This is a genomic window from Pseudomonas guariconensis, from assembly GCF_040822035.1.
In the GTDB taxonomy this organism is placed as follows: Bacteria; Pseudomonadota; Gammaproteobacteria; order Pseudomonadales; family Pseudomonadaceae; genus Aquipseudomonas; species Aquipseudomonas guariconensis.
The window spans coordinates 4,085,728-4,110,337 of record NZ_CP162012.1 but is presented as its reverse complement, the minus strand read 5'-3'; the positions used below and the strand labels follow the sequence as shown (position 1 = coordinate 4,110,337).

The 24,610-nt window shown below is 59.9% G+C and carries 17 protein-coding genes, 2 tRNA genes and 3 rRNA genes; 18 read left to right on the top strand and 4 right to left on the bottom strand.

Annotated features, from left to right (window positions below; translation table 11 throughout):
* Positions 1-186: 186 nt before the first annotated feature.
* The gene (rapA, locus tag AB1N67_RS19055; protein WP_043215113.1) at positions 187-3,033 is read right to left on the bottom strand and encodes an RNA polymerase-associated protein RapA; all 2,847 of its coding nucleotides are present in this window, start codon (positions 3,031-3,033) and stop codon (positions 187-189) included.
* A gap of 116 nt (positions 3,034-3,149) precedes the next feature.
* Between rapA and AB1N67_RS19050 the strand changes: the two genes are divergently transcribed.
* From AB1N67_RS19050 to AB1N67_RS19020, 7 genes are all read left to right on the top strand, one after another.
* Entirely contained in the window at positions 3,150-3,848 is a 699-nt protein-coding gene (locus AB1N67_RS19050) for a M949_RS01915 family surface polysaccharide biosynthesis protein (RefSeq protein WP_090345079.1), read from the top strand.
* Between the two features lie 105 nt (positions 3,849-3,953).
* The gene (locus AB1N67_RS19045) at positions 3,954-4,283 is read left to right on the top strand and encodes an aspartate-semialdehyde dehydrogenase (RefSeq protein WP_102081848.1); all 330 of its coding nucleotides are present in this window, start codon (positions 3,954-3,956) and stop codon (positions 4,281-4,283) included.
* 60 nt (positions 4,284-4,343) lie between these two features.
* Positions 4,344-4,502, top strand: a complete 159-nt coding sequence (locus tag AB1N67_RS19040; RefSeq protein ID WP_090345081.1) for a hypothetical protein — start codon at positions 4,344-4,346, stop codon at positions 4,500-4,502.
* 134 nt (positions 4,503-4,636) lie between these two features.
* Entirely contained in the window at positions 4,637-4,753 is a 117-nt protein-coding gene (ccoM, locus tag AB1N67_RS19035) for a cytochrome c oxidase subunit CcoM (RefSeq protein ID WP_043215106.1), read from the top strand.
* Positions 4,754-4,962: 209 nt separating this feature from the next.
* A complete protein-coding gene (locus AB1N67_RS19030; protein WP_102081849.1) occupies positions 4,963-6,951 on the top strand; it encodes an FUSC family protein in 1,989 nt (662 codons plus the stop codon).
* Positions 6,938-7,144, top strand: a complete 207-nt coding sequence (locus AB1N67_RS19025; protein ID WP_043215762.1) for a DUF1656 domain-containing protein — start codon at positions 6,938-6,940, stop codon at positions 7,142-7,144. The genes AB1N67_RS19030 and AB1N67_RS19025 overlap by 14 nt, the downstream gene beginning before the upstream one ends.
* Before the next feature lie 12 nt (positions 7,145-7,156).
* The gene (locus AB1N67_RS19020; protein ID WP_070575119.1) at positions 7,157-8,023 is read left to right on the top strand and encodes an HlyD family secretion protein; all 867 of its coding nucleotides are present in this window, start codon (positions 7,157-7,159) and stop codon (positions 8,021-8,023) included.
* A gap of 8 nt (positions 8,024-8,031) precedes the next feature.
* Here the strand turns inward: AB1N67_RS19020 and AB1N67_RS19015 are convergent, their stop codons facing one another.
* Complete coding sequence (locus AB1N67_RS19015) at positions 8,032-8,790, bottom strand: SDR family NAD(P)-dependent oxidoreductase (RefSeq protein WP_102081850.1); 759 nt, start codon at positions 8,788-8,790, stop codon at positions 8,032-8,034.
* A gap of 114 nt (positions 8,791-8,904) precedes the next feature.
* On the opposite strand from AB1N67_RS19015, the gene AB1N67_RS19010 reads away from it, so the two are divergent.
* Positions 8,905-9,822, top strand: a complete 918-nt coding sequence (locus AB1N67_RS19010; RefSeq protein ID WP_102081851.1) for a LysR family transcriptional regulator — start codon at positions 8,905-8,907, stop codon at positions 9,820-9,822.
* Here the strand turns inward: AB1N67_RS19010 and AB1N67_RS19005 are convergent.
* Positions 9,761-10,975, bottom strand: coding sequence for a GAF domain-containing sensor histidine kinase (locus AB1N67_RS19005; protein ID WP_102081852.1), 1,215 nt, complete (start codon positions 10,973-10,975; stop codon positions 9,761-9,763). The two genes, AB1N67_RS19010 and AB1N67_RS19005, sit on opposite strands and share 62 nt — an antisense overlap.
* 175 nt (positions 10,976-11,150) lie before the next feature.
* Between AB1N67_RS19005 and AB1N67_RS19000 the strand changes: the two genes are divergently transcribed.
* On the top strand, positions 11,151-11,471 hold the full coding sequence (locus AB1N67_RS19000; protein ID WP_043215770.1) for a DUF2025 family protein: 321 nt from the start codon (positions 11,151-11,153) through the stop codon (positions 11,469-11,471).
* A gap of 9 nt (positions 11,472-11,480) precedes the next feature.
* On the opposite strand, the gene AB1N67_RS18995 is transcribed toward AB1N67_RS19000, so the two are convergent.
* Positions 11,481-14,063 (bottom strand): EAL domain-containing protein, encoded by a 2,583-nt coding sequence (locus tag AB1N67_RS18995; protein WP_182816216.1) that lies wholly within the window; start codon positions 14,061-14,063, stop codon positions 11,481-11,483.
* Positions 14,064-14,365: 302 nt separating this feature from the next.
* On the opposite strand from AB1N67_RS18995, the gene AB1N67_RS18990 reads away from it, so the two are divergent.
* From AB1N67_RS18990 to AB1N67_RS18950, 9 genes are all read left to right on the top strand, one after another.
* Entirely contained in the window at positions 14,366-15,460 is a 1,095-nt protein-coding gene (locus AB1N67_RS18990) for an MBL fold metallo-hydrolase (protein ID WP_090345095.1), read from the top strand.
* Positions 15,461-15,972: 512 nt separating this feature from the next.
* A 16S ribosomal RNA gene (locus AB1N67_RS18985) occupies positions 15,973-17,509 on the top strand.
* Positions 17,510-17,594: 85 nt separating this feature from the next.
* A tRNA-Ile gene (locus AB1N67_RS18980) sits at positions 17,595-17,671 on the top strand.
* A gap of 22 nt (positions 17,672-17,693) precedes the next feature.
* Positions 17,694-17,769: transfer RNA gene (locus AB1N67_RS18975), tRNA-Ala, on the top strand.
* Positions 17,770-18,003: 234 nt separating this feature from the next.
* Positions 18,004-20,890, top strand: a 23S ribosomal RNA gene (locus AB1N67_RS18970).
* Positions 20,891-21,017: 127 nt separating this feature from the next.
* Positions 21,018-21,133 (top strand): 5S ribosomal RNA (gene rrf / locus AB1N67_RS18965).
* The 16S, 23S and 5S rRNA genes sit together here with 2 tRNA genes alongside, the layout of an rRNA operon.
* Positions 21,134-21,463: 330 nt before the next feature.
* Positions 21,464-23,107, top strand: a complete 1,644-nt coding sequence (locus tag AB1N67_RS18960; protein ID WP_090343556.1) for an acetolactate synthase large subunit — start codon at positions 21,464-21,466, stop codon at positions 23,105-23,107.
* A gap of 157 nt (positions 23,108-23,264) precedes the next feature.
* The gene (locus AB1N67_RS18955; protein WP_043214580.1) at positions 23,265-23,819 is read left to right on the top strand and encodes a UPF0149 family protein; all 555 of its coding nucleotides are present in this window, start codon (positions 23,265-23,267) and stop codon (positions 23,817-23,819) included.
* Between the two features lie 157 nt (positions 23,820-23,976).
* Positions 23,977-24,606 (top strand): glutathione S-transferase family protein, encoded by a 630-nt coding sequence (locus tag AB1N67_RS18950; protein ID WP_043214578.1) that lies wholly within the window; start codon positions 23,977-23,979, stop codon positions 24,604-24,606.
* Positions 24,607-24,610: the final 4 nt, after the last annotated feature.

Below are 24,610 nucleotides of genomic sequence, written 5' to 3'. Positions count from 1 at the left end.
CCGGTGGAGACCGTTCTGCAGCAGTATAGAAATGAGTGGTTAAGCCTTCCTGATTAATGGCACTTTGATTTCAACCATTTGGATATTGGCTTAATAGCGCGCGGATCTAAGCTTGGCGGTGAGCGCCAGCGCCTACAGGTCGTCGAAACACGGTAGGCGCTGGCGAAGCCTGCGCGAGGATGCAGATCAGCCCGCGACCAAGACGCGGATCGCCTCCAGGCGCAGGGCGGCTTTTTCCAGCATGGCCAGGCCTTCTTCGCGCTGCTTGCGCAGGGCGTCGATTTCGCTGTCGCGTACGCTCGGGTTGACGGCCTTGAGTGCGGTCAGGCGGGCCAGTTCTTCGTCAGCTTCGGCGGCCAGGCGGCGCTGCGCCTCGGCCACGCGCTCTACATGGCTAGGCATGACCTTGGCTTCGCCGCTGGCGATGCGCTTGGCCAGTACATCGCGCTGGGCTTGGACGAACTTGTTGGCGCTGGCCTTGGGCACGCTTTCCAACTGGTCATTGAGGGTTTCGAAAGCCACACGAGGGCTCAGGTCGTTGCCGTTGGCATCGAGCAGGCAGCGCAGGGCCGCCGAAGGCAGGTAACGACCCAGCTGCAGGCTGCGAGGGGCGACCACTTCACTGACATAGAGCAGCTCGAGCAGCACGGTGCCAGGCTTGAGCGCCTTGTTCTTGATCAGCGCCACCGCGGTATTGCCCATGGAACCGGACAGCACCAGATCCATGCCGCCCTGGACCATCGGGTGTTCCCAGGTCAGGAACTGCATGTCCTCGCGCGAGAGCGCCTGGTTGCGGTCATAGGTGATGGTCACGCCTTCGTCGTCGCCCAGCGGGAAGCTGGCGTCGAGCATCTTCTCGCTCGGCTTGAGGATCAGCGCGTTTTCCGAGTGGTCTTCGCTGTCGATGCCAAAGGCGTCGAACAGGGTTTCCATATAGATCGGCAGGGCGAACTGGTCGTCCTGTTCGAGAATCGCCTCCACCAGCGCCTGACCTTCGCCCGCACCACCGGAGTTGAGCTCCAGTAGCCGATCGCGGCCGCTGTGCAGCTCGGCTTCCAGACGCTCGCGCTCTGCACGGGCTTCATCTACCAGCGCCTCCCAGGCCTTGCTGTCGCCCCCTTCGAGCAGCTGCAGCAGGCGCGGGCCGAACTGGTGCTGCAAGGCGTTACCCGTCGGGCAGGTGGCCAGGAAGGCGTTAAGGCCCTGGTGGTACCACTGGAACAGGCGCTCCTGCGGGCTGTCCTGCAGGTAGGGGATGTGCAGCTCGATGGTGTGTTTCTGGCCGATACGGTCCAGGCGGCCGATGCGCTGCTCGAGCAGATCGGGGTGGGCCGGCAGATCGAACATTACCAGGTGGTGGGCGAACTGGAAGTTGCGGCCTTCGCTGCCGATTTCCGAGCAGATCAGCACCTGGGCGCCAAACTCTTCGTCGGCGAAGTAGGCAGCGGCGCGGTCGCGCTCCAGGATACTCATACCCTCGTGGAACACCGTGGCCGGAATGCCGGAGCGCACGCGCAGAGCGTCTTCCAGGTCCATGGCGGTCTCGGCGTGGGCGCAGATCACCAAAACTTTGGTGCGCTTGAGCATCTTGAGGGTGTCGATCAGCCAGTCGACCCGCGGATCGAAGCGCCACCAACGCTCGTCGTCGCTGGTTTCGCCCTGGGCCTGGAAGGCCACTTCCGGATAGAGCTCGGCACGTTCGCCGCTCGGCAGATCGTGGTATTGCGCCGGATTGGCCAATGGGTAGGGGTGCAGCTGGCGCTCCGGGAAGCCCTGGATCGCCGCGCGAGTGTTACGGAACAGCACGCGGCCGGTACCGTGGCGATCGAGCAGCTCACGGATCAGGCGTGCGCTGGCCTGGCTGTCGCCGTCGGTGACAGCGGCCAGCAGCGCTTCGCCCTCGGCACCGAGGAAGCCTTCGATGGTGGCGTGGGCCTTGGGTGACAGACGGCCTTCGTCGAGCAGTTCCTGAACGGCTTCGGCAACCGGGCGATAGTGCTCGCTCTCGGCGCGGAAGGCGGCCAGGTCATGGAAACGGTTGGGGTCGAGCAGGCGCAGGCGGGCGAAGTGGCTGTCCTGGCCCAATTGCTCGGGAGTGGCGGTGAGCAGCAGCACGCCCGGGATGACTTGGGCCAGTTGCTCGACCAAGGCGTACTCGGGGCTTGCCTGTTCTTCGTGCCAGACCAGGTGGTGCGCTTCGTCGACGACCATCAGGTCCCAGCCAGCGGCGAACAGAGCGTCCTGGGCCTTCTCGTCTTCGACCAGCCACTCCAGCGCCACCAGCGCGAGCTGGGCGTCTTCGAACGGGTTGCTGGCGTCGCTTTCGATGAAGCGCTCCGCATCGAACAGCGCCACTTGCAGGTTGAAGCGCCGACGCATTTCCACCAGCCACTGATGCTGCAGGTTTTCCGGCACCAGGATCAGCACGCGGCTGGCGCGCCCGCAGAGCAGCTGGCGATGGATCACCAGGCCTGCTTCGATGGTCTTGCCCAGGCCTACTTCGTCGGCCAGCAGTACCCGTGGCGCAATGCGGTCAGCCACTTCACGGGCGATGTGCAACTGGTGCGCGATCGGCTGGGCGCGGCAGCCGCCCAGACCCCACAGGGTCGAGAGCATCTGTTTGCTGGTGTGCTGCAAGGTGTTGTAGCGCAGGGAGAACCACGACAGCGGGTCGATCTGCCCGGCGAACAGGCGGTCGCTGGCCAGACGGAACTGGATGAAGTTGGACAGCTGGGTCTCCGGCAGGACTCGCGCTTGGTTCTGGCCGTCGAGGCCGTGGTAGACCAGAAGGCCATCGGCGTCCTCGACCTCGCGCACGGTCAGCTTCCAACCCTCGAAATGAGTGATCTGGTCGCCAGGCGAGAAGCGCACGCGGGTCAGCGGCGCATTGCGCAGGGAATACTGGCGGGTGTCGCCAGTGGCCGGGTAGAGCACGGTCAGCAGGCGGCCATCCTGCGCCAGGATGGTCCCCAGGCCGAGCTCGGCTTCGCTGTCACTGATCCAGCGTTGCCCCGGTTGATACTGCTGCGCCATACTGCCTGAACTCCCGCGATGAAAAGCCGGCTATGTTAACGGATAGGGCCGGTTAGACCAAAGAGTCTAGCTGTTCATCGACGAATACCGTTGCACAACGAGGGCCCCACGCCACCATGCTTGCCAAGCACCGCTGGTTGTATGCCTCCCTGGCCCTGAGCAGTTTGTTGCTGGCTGCCTGTGACCAGAAAAACTTCGAGACCTTGCCGCCGATTCCCGCCGAGCAGCTGGAAGTGCTGGGCGTGCAGACCCCGATCAAGAGCGTGCATTTCCGTGACCGTGACGGCGAAGGCCTGCTGGTGCTCAGCCGAACCGACGGCCAGGCCACCGACGCCGAAACCGAGCAGGAAGTCGACAAGGTGGTGCTCAAGGCCACCCTCTATGGGCGTAGCGCGCAGGCGGATGCGTTCAAGTCCCGCTGGCAGATTGAACAGGAGACCAGTTGCCCGGGGTTGGATCTGGACGTGGACTTCTACACCGATGTCAGTGATGTCAGCGACCTGAACAAAGATGGCGTCGCCGAACTGACCGTGGCCAGCCATGCCTTCTGTGGTGGCGGTATCGATCCCCATGACATCGCCATCGAGATGCGCGAAGGGCAGGCGGTCTACAGCATTACCGGCCAGTCACTGATCACGCCGGCCGGTGAGGAACCAGTCGGCGGCGAGCGCGAGGACAGCGCCTCGCTCAAGAGTGCGCCGCAGGTGTTGCGCGATCATATGGATGCGGTGTGGCAGCAGGTCTACAAGCGGCCCTGGAGCGAAACCAGTCCATCGGCCGATGAGCCGACCGAAGATGACGTCGAGGTCCAATGAAGGCGGTGTCCTATACTCCGGGCACCTGACCATGAAGGGGCTTGCGAGCGGTCGCTCAAGGCGGCCGGGCGTTGGCCGATACAAGGGTAACAGGAGACGATTTCCATGCTGCCGCCCATCATTCCGCTCAGCGCCGCACCGGTGACTTCGCAACAGGATCCGGTCAAACAGACCCCGCCCATTCCGCCGGTGGTCCCCGCGCAGCCCAGCTCGAGCGACGGCACCATCGATCTGCGTCACCAGCGCGACCCGCAGGAGCAGGCCCTGTTGTTGCGCGAAGAGCAACGCCGGCAACAACAGCAGCGTCAGCAAAAAGGTCAGGACGAGCCGTTCAGCGCCGTGCCGGATGATGAGCTTAACGCCGACAACACTGTACCGGTATCGCCGCTGGGCGAGCGACCGCGCCAGGGGCTGCTGGTGGATATCGAAGTCTGAGCTGGTCAGCATCGGCGTCAGGCTTCATCATGCAAGCCTCTGCTGTCAGTCGAGCCTGCCATGAGCCAAGACAACCTGATCGATTTCGATGCCGAGCGCAGCAAGCGCATCCATGACCTCAAGGAAAAGCGCCTGAACGAAGTGCGCCAGGCCTTCGAACAGGCCATGCCGTTGGGCAAATCCAAGAAGAAGCCCAAGGGCAAGCCGAAAAAACGCTGAAATTTGACGCATGTCAAATCTGTACACGCCTCGCGTGCCCGCCCCCGGGCACCATTGACGCCCGTCAATTTTTTCCACTCCCGCATTCGTTACCTTGCATCCATCGGACAACGGCAAACGAACGGGAGGCCGACATGTTCTTCGACAACGTGGTTATCGCCGGTGTGGTAACGGTCGGGTTGATGTTGGTGTTCTTCGCCGGTCTGGGCATTTTCATCTGGAAGGACTCGAGCAAGCGCAAGTCGCGCTGATCCTTCCCGATTCACGAGCACGCAAGGCATTTAGGGCGACTTCGGTCGCCCATTTTTTTGCCTGTGTTTTCGCTATCCGCGTAACTGCTGATGCAGATGGAGCGGGAGTGGATCCAGAATGATGCTTAGCTAGCTAATCAAACGATTCCGCTTTATCCTTGCGCCGTTGTCTATCTTTCATCCATTACCGCTGCGCAAGGCCCGATTCCGTGCCCATCACCCTCACGGCCCTTTTTGCTCCCACCCCCCTCGCTGTCAAGTTCGCCATCAAGACCTTGCTCGGTGGGGGGCTGGCGCTGTGGCTGGCCATGCGTTGGGGCCTGGAGCAGCCTTCCTGGGCGTTGATGACGGCTTTCATCGTGGCCCAGCCGCTGTCTGGCATGCTGGTGCAGAAGGGCTTGGCCCGGTTGGCCGGGACCTTGGTAGGCACGTTCATGTCGGTGGTGTTCATGGGGCTGTTCGCCCAGACACCGTGGTTGTTCCTGCTCACTTTGGCGTTGTGGCTGGCGCTGTGTACGGCGGCGTCCACTCAATTACGTAGCGCCTGGGCTTACGCCTTCGTGCTGGCCGGCTATACCGTTGCGATCATCGCCTTGCCGGCGATCAACCATCCGCTGCAAGTGTTCGACCAGGCGGTGGCACGCTGCACGGAGATCTGCCTGGGGATCGTCTGCGCCACCGCCACCAGCGCCTTGCTCTGGCCGCTGCGGGTCGAACAGCAGCTCGCAGGCCAGGCACGCCAGGCCTGGCAGAACGGCCTGCAGGCGTGCAGTGCCATGCTCGGTGGCGAAGACGAAGCGCGTAAGGGGCTGTTGGAAATTCTGGGACGAATCGTTGCCATCGATGCCCAGCGCGAACACGCCTGGTTCGAAGGACACCGCGGCCGTCAGCGCGCCCGGGCCATTCGTGGATTGAGCCAGAAATTGATGATGCTGCTGCGTATTTCGCGATCGGTGCGGCGCCAATGGAGCCAGCTTGACGAGACCGAGGCCGGTCGGCTGGCGCCATGGCTGGATGAGGTTCGCGCACAGTTGATCACGCCTGAACCCGCGAACCTGCTGCTGTTGCGCCAGCGCCTCTGGGATGCAGCTCATGACGGGCAGATCAGCTCTGCCGAGCATTACTGCCTGGCGCGCCTGACTCTGTTGCTGGATTTTGCCATGGCTGCGACCCAGGCTTTGCAGGACGTGGAGCAGGGCAGGGCTCCCAAAGAAGTGTCCCAGAGCCTGGCCGCTCACCGGGATTTGCCGTTGGCGCTGTTGTTTGGGTCGCGCAGCGCCTTGGCGTTCCTGGCCATGAGCAGTTTCTGGCTGGCCACTGCATGGCCGGCGGCACCGGGTGGATTGGTGCTCACTTGTGTGGTCTGCAGTTTGTTCGCCAGCCGTGAGAACGGTGCGCAGATCGGGCTGAGTTTCCTGCGCGGGATTCTCCTGGCAATCCCAGTGGCGTTTCTGGTGGGACAGATCCTCCTGCCACAGTGGAGCAGCTTCGCGATGCTATGCCTCGGGATGGGCGTGCCGCTGTTCTTCGGTGCTTTGGGCATGGCGCACCCGCGCACAGGCGCCACGGCGACCTCTTATTGCCTGCATTTCATCGTGCTGGTGGCGCCACTGAACACCATGCATTTCGATGTGGCTGCCATGCTCAACAGCGCCCAGGCCATGTTGATCGGTGTGGGGGCGGCGGTGTTGGCGTTTCGGCTGCTGGTGCTGCGTCATCCGGCCTGGCTCGGTCGGCGCCTGCGCAAGGCGACTCAGGGCGATCTGGTGCGCCTGACCCGCCGTGACCTGCGGGGAGCCGATAGCTGGTTCGGCGGGCGCATGGCCGACCGTCTGATGCAGCTGGCGCGACACGCCAGCGAGCTGCCGGAGGCTGAGCGCAAGCGTTGGGACGATGGGTTGCACGGCCTGGATATCGGCGATGAGCTGGTGCATCTGCGCATGTGCCTTGCCGTCGCTCAGGCGCCGTTGGCTGCAGCCGAGCGTCATTACTTGCAACAGTTGGAAGCAGTGCTCGCCAGCGGCCCGGCGCCGGGCCGTGGTCAGCGCCTGGACGCGGCCAGCGAGCAATTCATCGAGGCCCTGCGTCGCCAGCCGCCAAGCGACCCGCTGCACCTGGCTATTGGCGCGGTGCTGCAACTGCAAAGAAGCTGGGGCAAGTGGTGCCGCCGGCAGGAGGAAATCCATGGGCTTGCGTGAGTGGGCGCTGGGCGGCGTGTTGCTCAGCCCGTTTCTGGTCTATGTGCTGATGGCCCTGGCGCTTACCGGATTGCTGCGTCTGGTGGTGCAGGCCACGCCTTTGGGGCGCTGGATCTGGCACGAAGCATTGTTCGATGCCGCATTGTTCGTTTGTGTTCTGTCCCTGGTGGTGCACCTGCTAGGGCCTTTGTAAGGAGTGAAGTCCATGCGTACAGCCGTACGTACCCTGGTCACCCTGTGTGTGGTGGCGCTGGCGGTGTTCGCCGGTTACCAGCTCTGGCAGTACTACATGCTCACCCCCTGGACGCGGGACGCACGGGTCCGCGCGGACGTGGTGGTCATCGCCCCGGACGTCTCCGGATGGGTACGCGAGCTGAAGGTCCATGATAATCAGCAGGTCAAGGCCGGCGATGTGCTAATGAACATCGACCGCGAGCGCTTCCAGGCCGCCTACGACCAAGCCAGCGCTGTGGCCGAAACCCGTGCCCAGCAATTGCGCCTGCGTGAGCGCGAGGCGGCCCGGCGTACTGCGCTCGGCCCAGAGGCCATCAGCGCTGAGCTGCGCGAGAACGCCCAGATCAACGCGGCGATCGCCCGTGGTGAACTGCACGAAGCCCAGGCACAGCTGCAGGTGGCCAAGATAAACCTGGACCGCAGCGAAGTGCGTGCGCCGCGCAGCGGGCACATCACCAACCTGCGTCTGGCCCAGGGCAACTACGTTAACACCGGGCAATCGGTGATGGCCTTGGTGGACGACTCGACTTTTTATATCCAGGCCTATTTCGAGGAGACCAAGCTGCCGCGCATTCGCGTGGGCGACCCGGTCAAAGTCTGGTTGATGGGCGCAGGTGAGTCGATCGATGGGCACGTGGAAAGCATCAGCCGCGGCATCACCGACAGCAACAGCAATCCCGACAGCCAGTTGCTGCCGGAGGTCGAGCCGACCTTCAACTGGGTGCGCCTGGCCCAACGGATCCCGGTGCGCATTCGTCTTGACCAGATCCCGGAGGGCATGAACCTGAGCGCGGGCATGACGGCCAGCGTGCAGGTTCATGAGCAGGCGCAGCGCTGAGCGCCGGCTTAGAGGAACATGCCGCCGGATACTTCCAGCCGTTGGCCGGTAATCCAGCCGTTGCCGTCTTCGAGCAGCAGGGCGATTGCCGCGCCGATGTCATCGGGCAGACCGACCCGGCCCAGGGCTGTGTTACCGGCAATGAAGTCATTGACCTGCTGGTTGTCGCGAACCACGCCACCGCCGAAGTCTGTCTCGATCGCCCCAGGGGCCAGGATGTTCACACGAATGCCCCGGGCTCCTAGCTCCTTGGCCTGGTAGCGGGTGAGCACCTCCATCGCACCTTTCATGGCCGCGTAGGCGGCATAGCCAGGCAGGGCGAAGCGGGTCAGGCCGGTGGAGATATTGACGATGCGCCCGCCATCGACCATCAGCGGCAACAGGCGCTGGGTCAGGAAGAACGGCCCTTTGAGCTGGATGTTGAGCAACTGGTCGAACTGGGCCTCGCTGGTCTCGGTGAACGGCACGTTCAGCCCGATGCCGGCATTGTTCACAAGAAAGTCGAAACGCTCCCGGCCAAAGTGCTGTCGCAGGGTCTGGTCTACACGCTCGGCGAAGGTCGCGAAACTGGCGTTGTCACTCACATCCAATTGCAGCATGGCGGCTTTCACTCCGGCCTGTTCCAGGCGGCGTGCGAGCGCTTGGGCTTCGTCGGCCTTGCTGTGGAAGGTGCCGATGATGTCGATGCCTCGCGCGGCCAAGTGTTCTGCGGTGTTCTTGCCCAGGCCTCGGCTGGCGCCGGTGATCAAAGCGAGTTTGCGGGTCATGTCGGTTACCTCGTTGATGGCTGTGGGTAACAGACTATTGGTCTGCACAGGGGTGATAAATCCGGTATTTATGGAAATACTGTTCGAATGTTTTGGACAATGAGCGACGTTTCAATGAACAAGCTGGAGCTGCTGCGCACTTTCGTCAGGGTCAGTGAACTGTCCAGTTTCACCCTGGCCGGCGACAGCCTGGGGTTGCCGCGATCAACAGTGTCTGAGCAGATTCGGGCGCTAGAGCATCTGCTGGGCACCCGGCTGTTCAACCGCACCACCCGACGTGTGCAGGCCACTCAGGACGGCATGCTGTTGTATGAGCGCAGCAAGAATCTGCTGTCGGGCATGGAAGAAATCGAGGGGCTGTTTCGTGCTGACGATGTTGATCTGACGGGGCGTTTGCGCATCGATTTGCCGACCATGATGGCCAGGCAAGTGATCATTCCGGCGCTGCCTGGGTTCCTGGATCGCTACCCGCGTCTGGAGGTCGAGATCAGTTGCACCGACCGGCGGGTTGATCTACTGCGCGAAGGCTTCGACTGTGTGCTGCGAATTGGTGTGCTGAACGACCTGGACGTGGTGGCGCGACCGGTTGGCCAATTGAGCATGCGCAACTGCGTAAGCCCAGGGTACCTGGCGCGTTACGGTGAGCCGCGCAGCCTCGAGGATCTGGCTGAGCATCGCCTGGTTCATTACGTCGGCACCCTGGGCGCGCGCAGCCCAGGGTTCGAATACGAGCGCAACGGACAAGTGCATGTCCAGGCCATGACGGGTGCCGTGACCGTGAACAACGCCGAAGCCTACTCGGCGGCCTGTCTGGCAGGCCTGGGGCTGATCCAGGTGCCCGCTGTGGGCGTCGCCAACCATCTGCGCAGTGGTGCGCTGGTCTGTGTGCTGGAAGGGTTTCAGGCCCAAGCCATGCCGGTGTCGTTGCTGTACGCCCGGCAGCGGCATGTACCGCGCCGAGTCCAGGTGTTCATGAACTGGCTGGCCCAGGTGCTGGCGTCCCAGGTCGATCCACAGGCAGACGAAAACTGAACAGCGTCCCCGTCTGCGGGTTGGACACGACGTCCATACGCCCACCGTGGGCCAGAGCAATCTGGTTGGCGATGTACAGCCCAAGGCCCAGCCCTTGTTGCGGCCTGTTGGAGAGCGGCCGGGAAAACGGCTGGAACAATTGCGCCAGGGTATGCGCCGGGATCGGCTCGCCCAAGTTGTGCACGCTGAGCACGAAATTGCCGTCACGTACGGCGGCGGTGATGGTCACCGGCCCATCGGGGGCGCCGTGGGTCAGGGCATTGGCAATCAGATTGGAAAGTAGCTGCATCACTCGTTCCCGGTCGCAATACAGTCCGCCCAGATCGCCGATGTTCAGCACCATCTGGCGCTGCGGATGGACACGCTGCAATTCCGAGGCGACGTGGCTGAGCGCGCCATGCAGATCGTGGCAGGGCTGCACGTTAAGTGTGATGCCGGCACCGAGGCGACCACGGGCAAAGTCCAGCACATCACGCACCAACTGCGAGGCACGTTTGCCGGAGGTTAGGATGTGTCGTGCGATGACACGGTTACGCTCATCCTGCAGGCGCTGGATGAGCAGTTCGGCACCGGCGGTGATGGCGAACAGCGGATTGCGCAGATCATGACCGAGGACGGCGATGAACTGCTCGCGCACTTCGGCCATGGCCCGTTCCTTCTGAAGGGCGCGCTCGGTGCGCTGGGCGCTTTGTTCGCTTTCTATCTGGATCGCCAGCAGCCGGGCAAAGGACTCCATCATGGGCTGGATTGCGCTGCCTTTGAGCGGTGCGGGCTGTGAGTCGAAGGCGATGATGGTGCCGAAGAAACTGCCATCGGTGCGCAGCACCGGCACCGAGATGTAGCTTTCGAAGCGGTAGATCCGCGGTGCGTGATGCTGGCAGTACTGCTCGTCCAGGCTGGCTTGGTCGATCACGATGGTCTGCTGGCTGCTGCGGGTTTCCTGGCACAGGGTAGTGGTCACGTCCAGTTCATCACCAGGTCGCAGGCCCATGCCCAGGTTGTCCAGCACGGCGCAGGCGACCCAATTGTTCTCGGTGACCCGTGCTACGGCAGCAAAACGCAGGCCTGTGGTCTCGCAGATCACTTGCAGGATGGCCGGAACGGCGTTGATGCGGCCAATGATGGCGATGTCGGCACTGAGGTCGATGGCCATGACGGTCCGATGTCCGTGGCGGTAGGAAGATCAGTCTAGCGGGCCGATGGTGGGAGCATGGAAAAACTTGGCGAACGGTCTGCCACTTGCGCTAGGCTGGCCGTGCGCGTCGCCCGAGAAGAGGCGACCGCTCCCGCCCGGCGTGCGTCCTTTCGACATCAATTGCGAGGTACGTATGACCATCACATCCCTGGATATCTGCAATGCCGCCGACCAGCTCATCGGCTTCGTCGGCTACCACGGCAAGCGCGGCACCCATATCGTGCGCTTTAGCGAAGACGCCTTCGGCATGGATGTGGCCGATGAAAGCATCACACCCTGCAGCGAATTCGTCTGGCGCCCTGTGCAAGGCGCCCGCATGGCCCTGTGCCGCGAGCGCCTGGCACTGTTGTTGGCCCAGCATGTGGATGATCGGCTTAATATCGGCGAGCCGCTGCGCCTCTACCTGCGTCGTGGGGATCTTCCGGAGATCATCGCCGAGCGCCGGTTGCGTTGAATGCAAGGCTCAGAGCGCGCCACGCTGGTCGCTGCGCGCCTTGAGCAAACACTCGAAATGCTGGCGATCCAGCGGGCGGCTCAGGTAGTAGCCCTGGACTTCGTCACAGCGATCCTTGGCCAGCAGCTTGAGCTGTTGCTCGGTTTCCACTCCTTCGGCGGTCACCTCCAGGCCCATGGCCCGGCCCAGGTTGATGATTGCCTGAACCACGGCGCGATCGTTGCCGCTCGGGTTGCCTAGGCCTGCGATGAATCGCTTGTCGATCTTGATGCTGTCGAACGGGTAAGTCCGCAAGTAGCCCAGGGAAGAATAGCCGGTGCCGAAATCGTCCATGTTCAGGCGTACGCCGAGCTCCTTGAGGGCGAGCATGGTGCCTAGGGCGCCCTCGATGTCGTTGAGCATGACGTTTTCGGTGATTTCCAGCTCCAGGCGCTGGGCCGGAAAACCCGTGTCCAACAGGATTTCGCGTACATCCGCCACTACGTTGCTACGGGAAAACTGCGCCGGCGAAAGATTGACCGAAACCAGCAGGTCCTGGGGCCAGTCTCGGGCGCTTTGGCAGGCCTCGCGCAGTACCCATCGGCCGAGGGCGACAATGAGATCGCTTTGTTCGGCTAGAGGAATGAAGGTATCCGGGCCGAGCAGACCTTCCTGGGGATGCTGCCAGCGCAGGAGCGCTTCGACCGAAACGATCTGAAGGTCCCGCAGGCGATACCGGGGTTGATAGTGAAGCACGAATTCTTCGTGTTTCAGGGCGCGGCGAAGGTCGTTCTCCAATTGGCGGCGATACTGGATCTGCTGATTCATCTGCGCATCGAAGTAACGCCAAGTGTGCTTGCCTTCGCCTTTGGCCTGGTAAAGGGCGATGTCGGCGCAGCGTATCAGCTCCCCGGCATCGTAGCCTTGGGCGCGGCTCTGGGCGATGCCGAGGCTGGCGCCGATGTGCAGTGCTTGGTCTTCGAATAGGATGGGCTGCTGCAGCAGATCGATCAGTCGGGCACAGAAGCGATCGACTTCGCTGTGATTGTCCAGTCCACTGAGTACCAATACGAACTCGTCTCCGCCCAGGCGTGCTACCAGGTCACCTTCGCGGGTGGTATCGCGCAGGCGCGTGGCGACTTCCAGCAGCACGGCATCGCCAGCGGCATGGCCAAGGGCGTCGTTGATCGGCTTGAAGTTGTCCAGATCCAACAACAGCAAAGTCAGTGGCGGCGCGTCGCTGCCACGCAGCAGCGCCTGTTCCAGGTGGCGGGCGAGCTTGTTGCGATTGGCAAGGCCGGTGAGGGCATCGTGCATCGAAAGGTGCTGGATACGCGCATGGGCGTCCACTTCGTCGGTGATATCGCTGGCGGTACCGCGAAAACCGTTGTGCTTGCCCTCGAACAGGATCGGCCGAGCCGAGATCCGGCAATAACGGTTCTGGCCGTTGTGATCCCGGTAGGCGCAACGCAGGTTGGCCAGCTGCTGCGGGTCGGCCTGCGCCTGGCTGTCCAGCCAGGAGGAGAGGGGAGTGGTGTCGCAAGACAGTAGTTGGTTCAGCGGCTGGCCCAGCCAATCTTCGACGGCGTAGCCGGTGACTCGCACGAAGCGTTGGGACAGGTAGGTCAGGCGCTGTTGGCGATCGGTTTCCCAGATCCAATCGGACGCTGCCTCAGCGACGGCGCGAAAACGCTGCTCGCTGGCCTCCAAGGCCTGGTTGCTCTGCTGCAGGCGTTGCAGGCTCAGCTCGACGGCACGCGAGCCCTGCAACACCTGGCGAAACAGGTAGAGCATCACCAGCCCCAGTACCAGCAATGCCCCAGACAGAGGTGGGAGTACCGCCCAGAGCAATTGCCTGCCCGGTTGCGGGCTGCTCCAAGCCAGGCTGTAGCCGGTGTCGCCCAGCGTGATGCGAGGATGGCTGCGGGCATCGATCGCGTCCTTTTCCAGGTGCAGGTCGGTCAGGCCGGCGCCTTTACCGAGCTGGGAGAGCTTCGGTCCGGTCAGTTCATCGACGAACAGCATCACCGGTGCGTCGTCCACCTCGCTTGGCTCGACGTCTTTGTCCGGGCGTACGGCGGCGGCGCTGAGCACGGCCGGTGAACCGTCGAGCAACACAAACTGGGTCACCTGTTCCCGAGCAGGGGCCGCCGCGCGGGCCTCGGTGATAATCGCCGCCAAAGGTCCATCGATGAGGGCGCTGGCCGGCGAGTCGGTCGGCTTTCCTCTGAGCAGGGCATAAGTGGTGCGCTGGTCGTCCACCACGAAGACACCTTCGTAACCACTGGCGGTGTACAGTGAATCGCCGATGTTCTTCTCTTCGTAAGCCCAATGCCAATCGACCTGGCCGGCCAAGTGCTGGTAGGCGGCATCCCACACCGCATAACTGGACAGGAACTGACGCGAAGCCTGCAGTCGTTGTTCCAAGGCCTGGGTAGCCTGGAACGTGCTGCGTTCCTGCTCCTGTCGATCGAGAATTCGGGCAATGTTAAACAGTGCGCCTAGAGTGACCAGAGCGGCGAGTATAAACAGCAGGGAAAAACCAATGATCAGGCGACGAACCTGCAAGCGCGGAGCAGGGGTGCTGGGCGAAGAGTCGACATGCCTGTCCATGCGCGAGAGCTCCTTGATGAACTGCATCCCTGGTGCGCGGCGGCCTGGGGCAGGTTCAGTCAGGATAGGCCAGCTTGCGCGTGGCAGCGCCGTCCTGGGAGAAATTCACTTGGTCACGTTTTTCGCGCTTGGCTGCACTGTTCGGGAGACTTGGGGTCGGCTGTACAGGGGCCCAGCCCGCTACTGTTGTGTGTGGGGCACGTTTATCGCATAAGCCGCATTAATGTTGTTCAGCATCAATTCATCGATGAAAAATGGCCTCGCAGGCTATTTCACGGTTAAGCCAATCACTGTGGAGTACCATGAACGCCTTGCTTTTGGTCGGAGTGCTACTGCTCATGTTGCCCCTTGACTCTAACGCTGGTGGGGCGGCGCCCCATCGGGATGGGCGTTTTCATAACCAGGCCATCCTGCCTCAGGACGGCGCTCTGAAAAAACTGCGTATTGGCTTGAAGTACCTGTTCCTGCGCAAGCCCCCCGGAACACGCCCGACCGCATCCATCAGCCTGCAGCCGATGACCCGTCAACAAGTGCTTGATGCGCCGGACCACAGCCTCTGGCGCCTAGGGCATTCGACGGTACTGCTCAAGCTGCGCGGACGCTTCTTTATTACTGACCCGGTGTTCGCCGAGCGCGCCTCGCCCGTGCAATGGGCTGGGCCGCTACGTTTCCATGCTCCGCCCCTGAGCCTGGAGGAGCTGCCGCCGTTGACCGCAGTGATTCTTTCCCATGACCACTTCGATCACCTCGATGAACAGACGATTCGCCAGCTGGCGCCACGTACCGGGTTGTTTCTGACACCGCTTGGCGTGGGAGATCTCTTGATCAGTTGGGGGGTGCCTGCAGCCAAGGTGCGTCAGCTGGATTGGTGGCAGGAAATCGAGGTTGAAGGCATTCGCTTGGCGGCAACCCCGGCGCAGCACTTTTCAGGACGTGGTCTGTTCGACAGCAATCGCAGGTTGTGGGCGTCCTGGGTGGTAATGGATGAAGCGTTGCGTCTGTTCTTCAGTGGAGATACCGGCTATTTCGACGGCTTCCGTCGGATTGGCGAGCGCTACGGGCCGTTCGATCTGACGTTGATTGAAACCGGTGCCTACAACCTGGCCTGGCCCAACGTGCACATGCAGCCGGAGCAGAGCTTACAGGCCCACCTTGACCTGCGCGGGCGCTGGTTGCTGCCAATTCATAATGGAACCTTTGACTTGTCCATCCATGGATGGCAGGAGCCATTCGAGCGCATTGTTGCCCTGGCCTCGCAAGCGCAGGTGCGTTTGTCCACGCCACAAATGGGTGAGCGGGTCAGCCTGGATTCCCCGCATGAGGGACAGAACTGGTGGCAGCCGCGGCCGGTTCGTGAGCGGGGCAGGATGATCGAACGAGATGTTGTGACACGCTAAGGACATTGTTTTGAAGTTTTTGTGAAATAACTGTTGACGGGGTTTCGAATCCCCTTATAATGCGCCCCACTTCCGACGCAGTCGAAACGCAAAACTCCTTGATAATCAACGAGTTGAACGCTTCAGGTAGTATCGGAAAGGGCTTCGGTCTTCTGATCGGTAGCGGTGAAAAAGGCAGTTGACAGCAGGTTTTAACGCTGTATGATTCGCCTCCCGCTACGAGAGATCGCAGCGAGTTAAGCGGTTGAAGTTGAACGGGTTTCTCGGAAAAAACTTCAAAATAAACGCTTGACAGACTTAGAGGAAAGCGTAGAATGCGCGGCCTCGGTTGAGCAAAGCGCTTAACCAAATCGCTCTTTAACAATCGAATCAAGCAATTCGTGTGGGTGCTTGTGAGTATGGACTGATCGTCGCCAAGATTATCAGCATCACAAGTGGCCATGCGAGAAATCACATAGTCATTTGAGATTGCTGAGCCAAGTTTAGGGTTTCTTAAAAACCCAAGCAGTATTGAACTGAAGAGTTTGATCATGGCTCAGATTGAACGCTGGCGGCAGGCCTAACACATGCAAGTCGAGCGGATGACGGGAGCTTGCTCCTTGATTCAGCGGCGGACGGGTGAGTAATGCCTAGGAATCTGCCTGGTAGTGGGGGACAACGTTCCGAAAGGAGCGCTAATACCGCATACGTCCTACGGGAGAAAGTGGGGGATCTTCGGACCTCACGCTATCAGATGAGCCTAGGTCGGATTAGCTAGTTGGTGAGGTAAAGGCTCACCAAGGCGACGATCCGTAACTGGTCTGAGAGGATGATCAGTCACACTGGAACTGAGACACGGTCCAGACTCCTACGGGAGGCAGCAGTGGGGAATATTGGACAATGGGCGAAAGCCTGATCCAGCCATGCCGCGTGTGTGAAGAAGGTCTTCGGATTGTAAAGCACTTTAAGTTGGGAGGAAGGGCAGTAAGTTAATACCTTGCTGTTTTGACGTTACCGACAGAATAAGCACCGGCTAACTCTGTGCCAGCAGCCGCGGTAATACAGAGGGTGCAAGCGTTAATCGGAATTACTGGGCGTAAAGCGCGCGTAGGTGGTTCGTTAAGTTGGATGTGAAAGCCCCGGGCTCAACCTGGGAACTGCATCCAAAACTGGCGAGCTAGAGTATGGTAGAGGGTGGTGGAATTTCCTGTGTAGCGGTGAAATGCGTAGATATAGGAAGGAACACCAGTGGCGAAGGCGACCACCTGGACTGATACTGACACTGAGGTGCGAAAGCGTGGGGAGCAAACAGGATTAGATACCCTGGTAGTCCACGCCGTAAACGATGTCAACTAGCCGTTGGAATCCTTGAGATTTTAGTGGCGCAGCTAACGCATTAAGTTGACCGCCTGGGGAGTACGGCCGCAAGGTTAAAACTCAAATGAATTGACGGGGGCCCGCACAAGCGGTGGAGCATGTGGTTTAATTCGAAGCAACGCGAAGAACCTTACCAGGCCTTGACATGCAGAGAACTTTCCAGAGATGGATTGGTGCCTTCGGGAACTCTGACACAGGTGCTGCATGGCTGTCGTCAGCTCGTGTCGTGAGATGTTGGGTTAAGTCCCGTAACGAGCGCAACCCTTGTCCTTAGTTACCAGCACGTCATGGTGGGCACTCTAAGGAGACTGCCGGTGACAAACCGGAGGAAGGTGGGGATGACGTCAAGTCATCATGGCCCTTACGGCCTGGGCTACACACGTGCTACAATGGTCGGTACAGAGGGTTGCCAAGCCGCGAGGTGGAGCTAATCTCACAAAACCGATCGTAGTCCGGATCGCAGTCTGCAACTCGACTGCGTGAAGTCGGAATCGCTAGTAATCGCGAATCAGAATGTCGCGGTGAATACGTTCCCGGGCCTTGTACACACCGCCCGTCACACCATGGGAGTGGGTTGCACCAGAAGTAGCTAGTCTAACCTTCGGGGGGACGGTTACCACGGTGTGATTCATGACTGGGGTGAAGTCGTAACAAGGTAGCCGTAGGGGAACCTGCGGCTGGATCACCTCCTTAATCGAAGACATCAGCCTGCTGATGAGCTCCCACACGAATTGCTTGATTCCTTGAAGAAGACGATGCTGTAACGCGACCCTGTTATAGGTCTGTAGCTCAGTTGGTTAGAGCGCACCCCTGATAAGGGTGAGGTCGGCAGTTCAAATCTGCCCAGACCTACCATTAGCTTGGTGCAGATGACTACGGGGCCATAGCTCAGCTGGGAGAGCGCCTGCCTTGCACGCAGGAGGTCAGCGGTTCGATCCCGCTTGGCTCCACCACTTGCCGTTACCTGCAGAACTTAGAAATGAACATTCCAATGTGAATGTTGATTTCTGACTTTTGTCAGATCGTTCTTTAAAAATTCGGATATGTGATAGATAGACTGATGACCACTTTCACTGGTGGGCCATCAGGCTAAGGTAAAATTTGTGAGTTCTGCTCTTTATTGAGCAACATGCGAATTTTCGGCGAATGTCGTCTTCACAGTATAACCAGATTGCTTGGGGTTATATGGTCAAGTGAAGAAGCGCATACGGTGGATGCCTTGGCAGTCAGAGGCGATGAAAGACGTGGTAGCCTGCGATAAGCTTTGGGGAGTCGGCAAACAGACTGTGATCCAGAGATCTCTGAATGGGGGAACCCACCTAGGATAACCTAGGTATCTTGTACTGAATCCATAGGTGCAAGAGGCGAACCAGGGGAACTGAAACATCTAAGTACCCTGAGGAAAAGAAATCAACCGAGATTCCCTTAGTAGTGGCGAGCGAACGGGGACCAGCCCTTAAGTTGATTTGAGATTAGTGGAACGCTCTGGAAAGTGCGGCCATAGTGGGTGATAGCCCCGTACACGAAAGTCTCTTATCAATGAAATCGAGTAGGACGGAGCACGAGAAACTTTGTCTGAACATGGGGGGACCATCCTCCAAGGCTAAATACTACTGACTGACCGATAGTGAACCAGTACCGTGAGGGAAAGGCGAAAAGAACCCCGGAGAGGGGAGTGAAATAGAACCTGAAACCGTATGCGTACAAGCAGTGGGAGCCTACTTTGTTAGGTGACTGCGTACCTTTTGTATAATGGGTCAGCGACTTATATTCAGTGGCGAGCTTAACCGAATAGGGGAGGCGTAGCGAAAGCGAGTCTTAATAGGGCGTTTAGTCGCTGGGTATAGACCCGAAACCGGGCGATCTATCCATGGGCAGGTTGAAGGTTAGGTAACACTGACTGGAGGACCGAACCGACTACCGTTGAAAAGTTAGCGGATGACCTGTGGATCGGAGTGAAAGGCTAATCAAGCTCGGAGATAGCTGGTTCTCCTCGAAAGCTATTTAGGTAGCGCCTCATGTATCACTCCAGGGGGTAGAGCACTGTTTCGGCTAGGGGGTCATCCCGACCAAACCGATGCAAACTCCGAATACCTGGAAGTGCCGAGCATGGGAGACACACGGCGGGTGCTAACGTCCGTCGTGAAAAGGGAAACAACCCAGACCGTCAGCTAAGGTCCCAAAGTCATGGTTAAGTGGGAAACGATGTGGGAAGGCTTAGACAGCTAGGAGGTTGGCTTAGAAGCAGCCATCCTTTAAAGAAAGCGTAATAGCTCACTAGTCGAGTCGGCCTGCGCGGAAGATGTAACGGGGCTCAAACCATGCACCGAAGCTACGGGTATCACTTAGGTGATGCGGTAGAGGAGCGTTCTGTAAGCCTGTGAAGGTGAGTTGAGAAGCTTGCTGGAGGTATCAGAAGTGCGAATGCTGACATGAGTAACGACAATGCGAGTGAAAAACTCGCACGCCGAAAGACCAAGGTTTCCTGCGCAACGTTAATCGACGCAGGGTTAGTCGGTCCCTAAGGCGAGGCTGAAAAGCGTAGTCGATGGAAAACAGGTTAATATTCCTGTACTTCCAGTTATTGCGATGGAGGGACGGAGAAGGCTAGGCCAGCTTGGCGTTGGTTGTCCAAGTTTAAGGTGGTAGGCTGAAATCTTAGGCAAATCCGGGATTTCAAGGCCGAGAGCTGATGACGAGTTGCCTTTAGGCGACGAAGTGGTTGATGCCATGCTTCCAAGAAAAGCTCCTAAGCTTCAGATAACTGGGAACCGTACCCCAAACCGACACAGGTGGTCGGGTAGAGAATACCAAGGCGCTTGAGAGAACTCGGGTGAAGGAACTAGGCAAAATGGCACCGTAACTTCGGGAGAAGGTGCGCCGGCGAGGGTGAAGGACTTGCTCCGTAAGCCCATGCCGGTCGAAGATACCAGGCCGCTGCGACTGTTTATTAAAAACACAGCACTCTGCAAACACGAAAGTGGACGTATAGGGTGTGACGCCTGCCCGGTGCCGGAAGGTTAATTGATGGGGTTAGCGCAAGCGAAGCTCTTGATCGAAGCCCCGGTAAACGGCGGCCGTAACTATAACGGTCCTAAGGTAGCGAAATTCCTTGTCGGGTAAGTTCCGACCTGCACGAATGGCGTAACGATGGCGGCGCTGTCTCCACCCGAGACTCAGTGAAATTGAAATCGCTGTGAAGATGCAGTGTATCCGCGGCTAGACGGAAAGACCCCGTGAACCTTTACTATAGCTTTGCACTGGACTTTGAGCTTGCTTGTGTAGGATAGGTGGGAGGCTTTGAAGTGGGGACGCCAGTTCTCATGGAGCCATCCTTGAAATACCACCCTGGCAACCTTGAGGTTCTAACTCAGGTCCGTGATCCGGATCGAGGACAGTGTATGGTGGGTAGTTTGACTGGGGCGGTCTCCTCCCAAAGAGTAACGGAGGAGTACGAAGGTGCGCTCAGACCGGTCGGAAATCGGTCGCAGAGTATAAAGGCAAAAGCGCGCTTGACTGCGAGACCCACACGTCGAGCAGGTACGAAAGTAGGTCTTAGTGATCCGGTGGTTCTGTATGGAAGGGCCATCGCTCAACGGATAAAAGGTACTCCGGGGATAACAGGCTGATACCGCCCAAGAGTTCATATCGACGGCGGTGTTTGGCACCTCGATGTCGGCTCATCACATCCTGGGGCTGAAGCCGGTCCCAAGGGTATGGCTGTTCGCCATTTAAAGTGGTACGCGAGCTGGGTTTAGAACGTCGTGAGACAGTTCGGTCCCTATCTGCCGTGGACGTTTGAGATTTGAGAGGGGCTGCTCCTAGTACGAGAGGACCGGAGTGGACGAACCTCTGGTGTTCCGGTTGTCACGCCAGTGGCATTGCCGGGTAGCTATGTTCGGAAGAGATAACCGCTGAAAGCATCTAAGCGGGAAACTTGCCTCAAGATGAGATCTCACTGGGATCTTGAATCCCCTAAAGGGCCGTCGAAGACTACGACGTTGATAGGTCGGGTGTGTAAGCGCTGTGAGGCGTTGAGCTAACCGATACTAATTGCCCGTGAGGCTTGACCATATAACACCCAAGCAATTTGCTTCTGCAGATTGCGGTGGTGAAGACGAAAGAACCGAAAGTTCGCAACCACAACGATCACATATCCGAATTGGCTGGAGTGTCATAAGACAGTCTGGCAACAGAATTTCTTGACGACCATAGAGCATTGGAACCACCTGATCCCATCCCGAACTCAGCAGTGAAACGATGCATCGCCGATGGTAGTGTGGGGCTTCCCCATGTGAGAGTAGGTCATCGTCAAGATTCATTTCGCAAAACCCCTATCTGCGCGAGCAGGTAGGGGTTTTGTCTTTGCGCTGCTGCACATGTACCACCTAAGGGTTCGCATAAGGCCCGCTCCTACAGGTGCTAACTCTGTCCTCACAGCAAATATCTTTTGCTCGTCGGCTACCTCACGTCGCTTCATTGTAAGTGCGACAATATTGCTGCCACATTAAGTGACTTCCCCGTACCTACCCTGCGTCAAGGCTTAGGTTCGGGGCAATCCTGGCACCCGGACCGAGCGATGCCAGCGCACCGTGCTGCGCATTCCTGGACTTCACCACCGTCCTATCACTTGAGGTAGCAAGCAAGATGGCCAAGGCCGCCGATGTCGTTGTGCAATGCCTGGAAAACGAAGGCGTCGAGTATGTGTTCGGCATTCCCGGCGAGGAGAACCTCGACCTGCTGGAATCCCTGCGCAAATCGAAGATCAAGCTGGTTCTGACCCGCCATGAGCAGTCCGCGGGCTTCATGGCCGCCACCTACGGCCGCCTGACCGGCAAGACCGGCGTCAGCCTGTCGACTCTCGGCCCAGGTGCCACCAACCTGGTGACCGCCAGCGCCTACGCCTACCTGGGCGGTATGCCGATGATGATGATCACCGGCCAAAAGCCGATCAAGAAGTCCAAGCAGGGCCGCTTCCAGATCATCGATGTGTGCGGCATGATGGACCCCATCACCAAGTACACCCACCAGTTCGCCTCGGCCGACAACATCCCGGCCCGCATGCGCGAAGCCTTCCGCCTGGCTGAAGAAGAAAAACCCGGCGCTGTGCACCTGGAACTGCCGGAAGACATCGCCGCCGAGCAGACCGATGCCATGCCGATCCAGCCCAGCCTGCACCGCCGCCCGTTGGCCGAGCACGTGGCCATCGAAGCGGCCATCGAGAAGCTGCGCAACGCCCGCAGCCCGATCCTGGTGATCGGTGCCGGCGCCAACCGCAAGATGACCGCCAAGGTCCTCAAGCAACTGATCGACAAGACCGGCATTCCATTCGTCACCACCCAGCTGGGTAAAGGTGTGGTGGATGAGCGCCATCCGAGCTTCCTGGGCAACGCCGCGCTGTCGTCCGGTGACTTCGTGCATCGCGCTATCGAAGCGGCCGATCTGATCATCAACATCGGCCACGACGTCATCGAGAAGCCGCCATTCTTCATGGTGCGTGGCGGTACCGAAGTCATCCACGTCAACTTCCGCTCCGCAGAAGTCGACGCCGTGTACTTCCCGCAGATCGAAGTGATCGGCGACATCGCCAATGCCGTCTGGCAGATCGGCGAAGGCTTGGGCGACACCTCGCACTGGGACTTCACCCGCCTGCTGGCGATTCGCGAAGCCAATGAAGCGCAGATCGCCGAAGGCAAGGACGATGACCGCTTCCCGGTCTACCCGCAGCGTCTGGTCGCCGACATCCGCCGCGTCCTGCCGTCCGAAGGCATCGTGGCCCTGGACAACGGCATCTACAAGATCTGGTTCGCCCGCAACTACAAGGCCCACAAGCCCAACACCGTGCTTCTGGACAATGCCCTGGCGACCATGGGCGCCGGTCTGCCGTCGGCCATGGCGGCGCATCTGGTGTACCCAGACCGCCCGGTCATCTCGGTGTGCGGTGATGGCGGCTTCATGATGAACAGCCAGGAGCTGGAGACTGCAGTACGTCTGGGCATGCACATCACCGTAGTGATCCTGCGTGACGACGGCTACGGCATGATCCGCTGGAAGCAGGCCAACATGGGCTTCACCGACTTCGGCCTGGACTACGGCAACCCGGACTTCGTCAAATACGCCGAAGCCTACGGTGCCAACGGTCACCGCGTCGAAAGCGCCGAAGGCCTGCTGCCGCTGCTCGAGCACTGCATCAAGACCCCGGGCGTACACGTGATCGACTGCCCGGTGGACTACAGCGAAAACGACCGCATCCTGAACCAGGAACTGCGTGAACGCGCACTGGCGGTCTAACGACTGACGGTCTGCCGCGGGCAAGCCCCGCTCCCATGGCATTACAGCTTTTGGGAGCGGGATTGACCCGCGATTACTGTCGTTCTGCCCACAATTCCCGCTATACCTTTCCCCATGTGCTAGGGTGCACCCAGACTTCTGCCCTAGGACACTCATGATGCTCCCCGCCCTCAGCGAAAAAGAACTCGACCGTCTCGAAGATCTGTTGATCACCTACGGCAACGACTATTCGGTACTCAACCTGGCTGAACTCAACGGCTTTTTCACCGCCCTGGCCAGCTCACCGAATGCCGTCATGCCTGAGCAGTGGCTGCCTTCGGTCGCTGGTGGAAAAGTCCCCAAGTTCAAGAAACCCGCCCATGAGGAGGCCTACACCGCACTGATGCTGCGTTACGCCAACCAGGTGGCTGAATCCTTGGCCGATGATCTTGAGCACTTCGAGCCGCTGTTCGAAGAGAGCGAAGGCGAAGAGGGGTCGTCGATCATTCTCGAGGAGTGGTGCTTCGGCTACATGCGCGGTACCCAGGTGGCCGAGTGGAGCGAGTTGCCGCCGGAGCAGGACCGCCTGCTCAAGGCCATTTCCCTGCATGGGTTGGAGGATAATTTCGAGCTGCTCGACGCGATGAGTTTCGACGAGCTCCAGGCATGCGTGCCACAGGTGGTCGAGGCGGCGCGGGGGTTGTATCTATATCAAAAGCGACAGCGGCACTGAGCATGGATCTATCCGACGCCTGCGATAGCGCGGTTCCCACGATTATTCCACCAGCCGAAATACTGGATTGCTCACAGCACTGATTCTGCTGCTCACCGATCAGGTGCAGCATGTCCTCCAGCAGCGCCACTCCCGGCGCTGATCCGGAGCCCAGAACATGCCAAGCCCGATCAAACTCTACAACTTTCCAAAGTCCGGCCATGCTCACCGCATCGAGCTGATGCTGTCGCTGCTCGAACTGCCCACCGAACTGGTCTTCGTCGACTTGGCCAAGGGCGAGCACAAGCAGCCCGATTTCCTGGCCATCAACCCATTCGGCCAGGTGCCGGTGATCGACGACAACGGTACTGTCATCGCTGACTCCAATGCCATTCTGGTGTATCTCGCCAAGGCCTATGGTGGTTCGCGTTGGCTGCCTGAGGATCCGGTCGGTGCCGCTCGCGTGCAACGTTGGTTGTCGGTAGCGGCCGGTCCTCTGGCCTTCGGCCCAGCGGCTGCGCGCCTGGTGACCGTGTTCGGTGCTTCGTTCAACACCGATGAAGTCATCGGCCGCGCCCACACCCTACTCAAGGTGATCGATGCCGAGCTGGCCAAGGGCCCGTTCCTGGTCGGCGACCAGGCGACCATCGCCGATATCGCCAACTACTCGTACATCGCCCATGCACCGGAAGGTAACGTGTCGCTCGAGCCGTACCCCAACGTGCGTGCCTGGCTGGCCCGTATCGAGGCGCTGCCAGGCTTCGTGCCGATGCCGCGCACCGTTATCGGTTTGCAGACCACTCTCTGAGTCC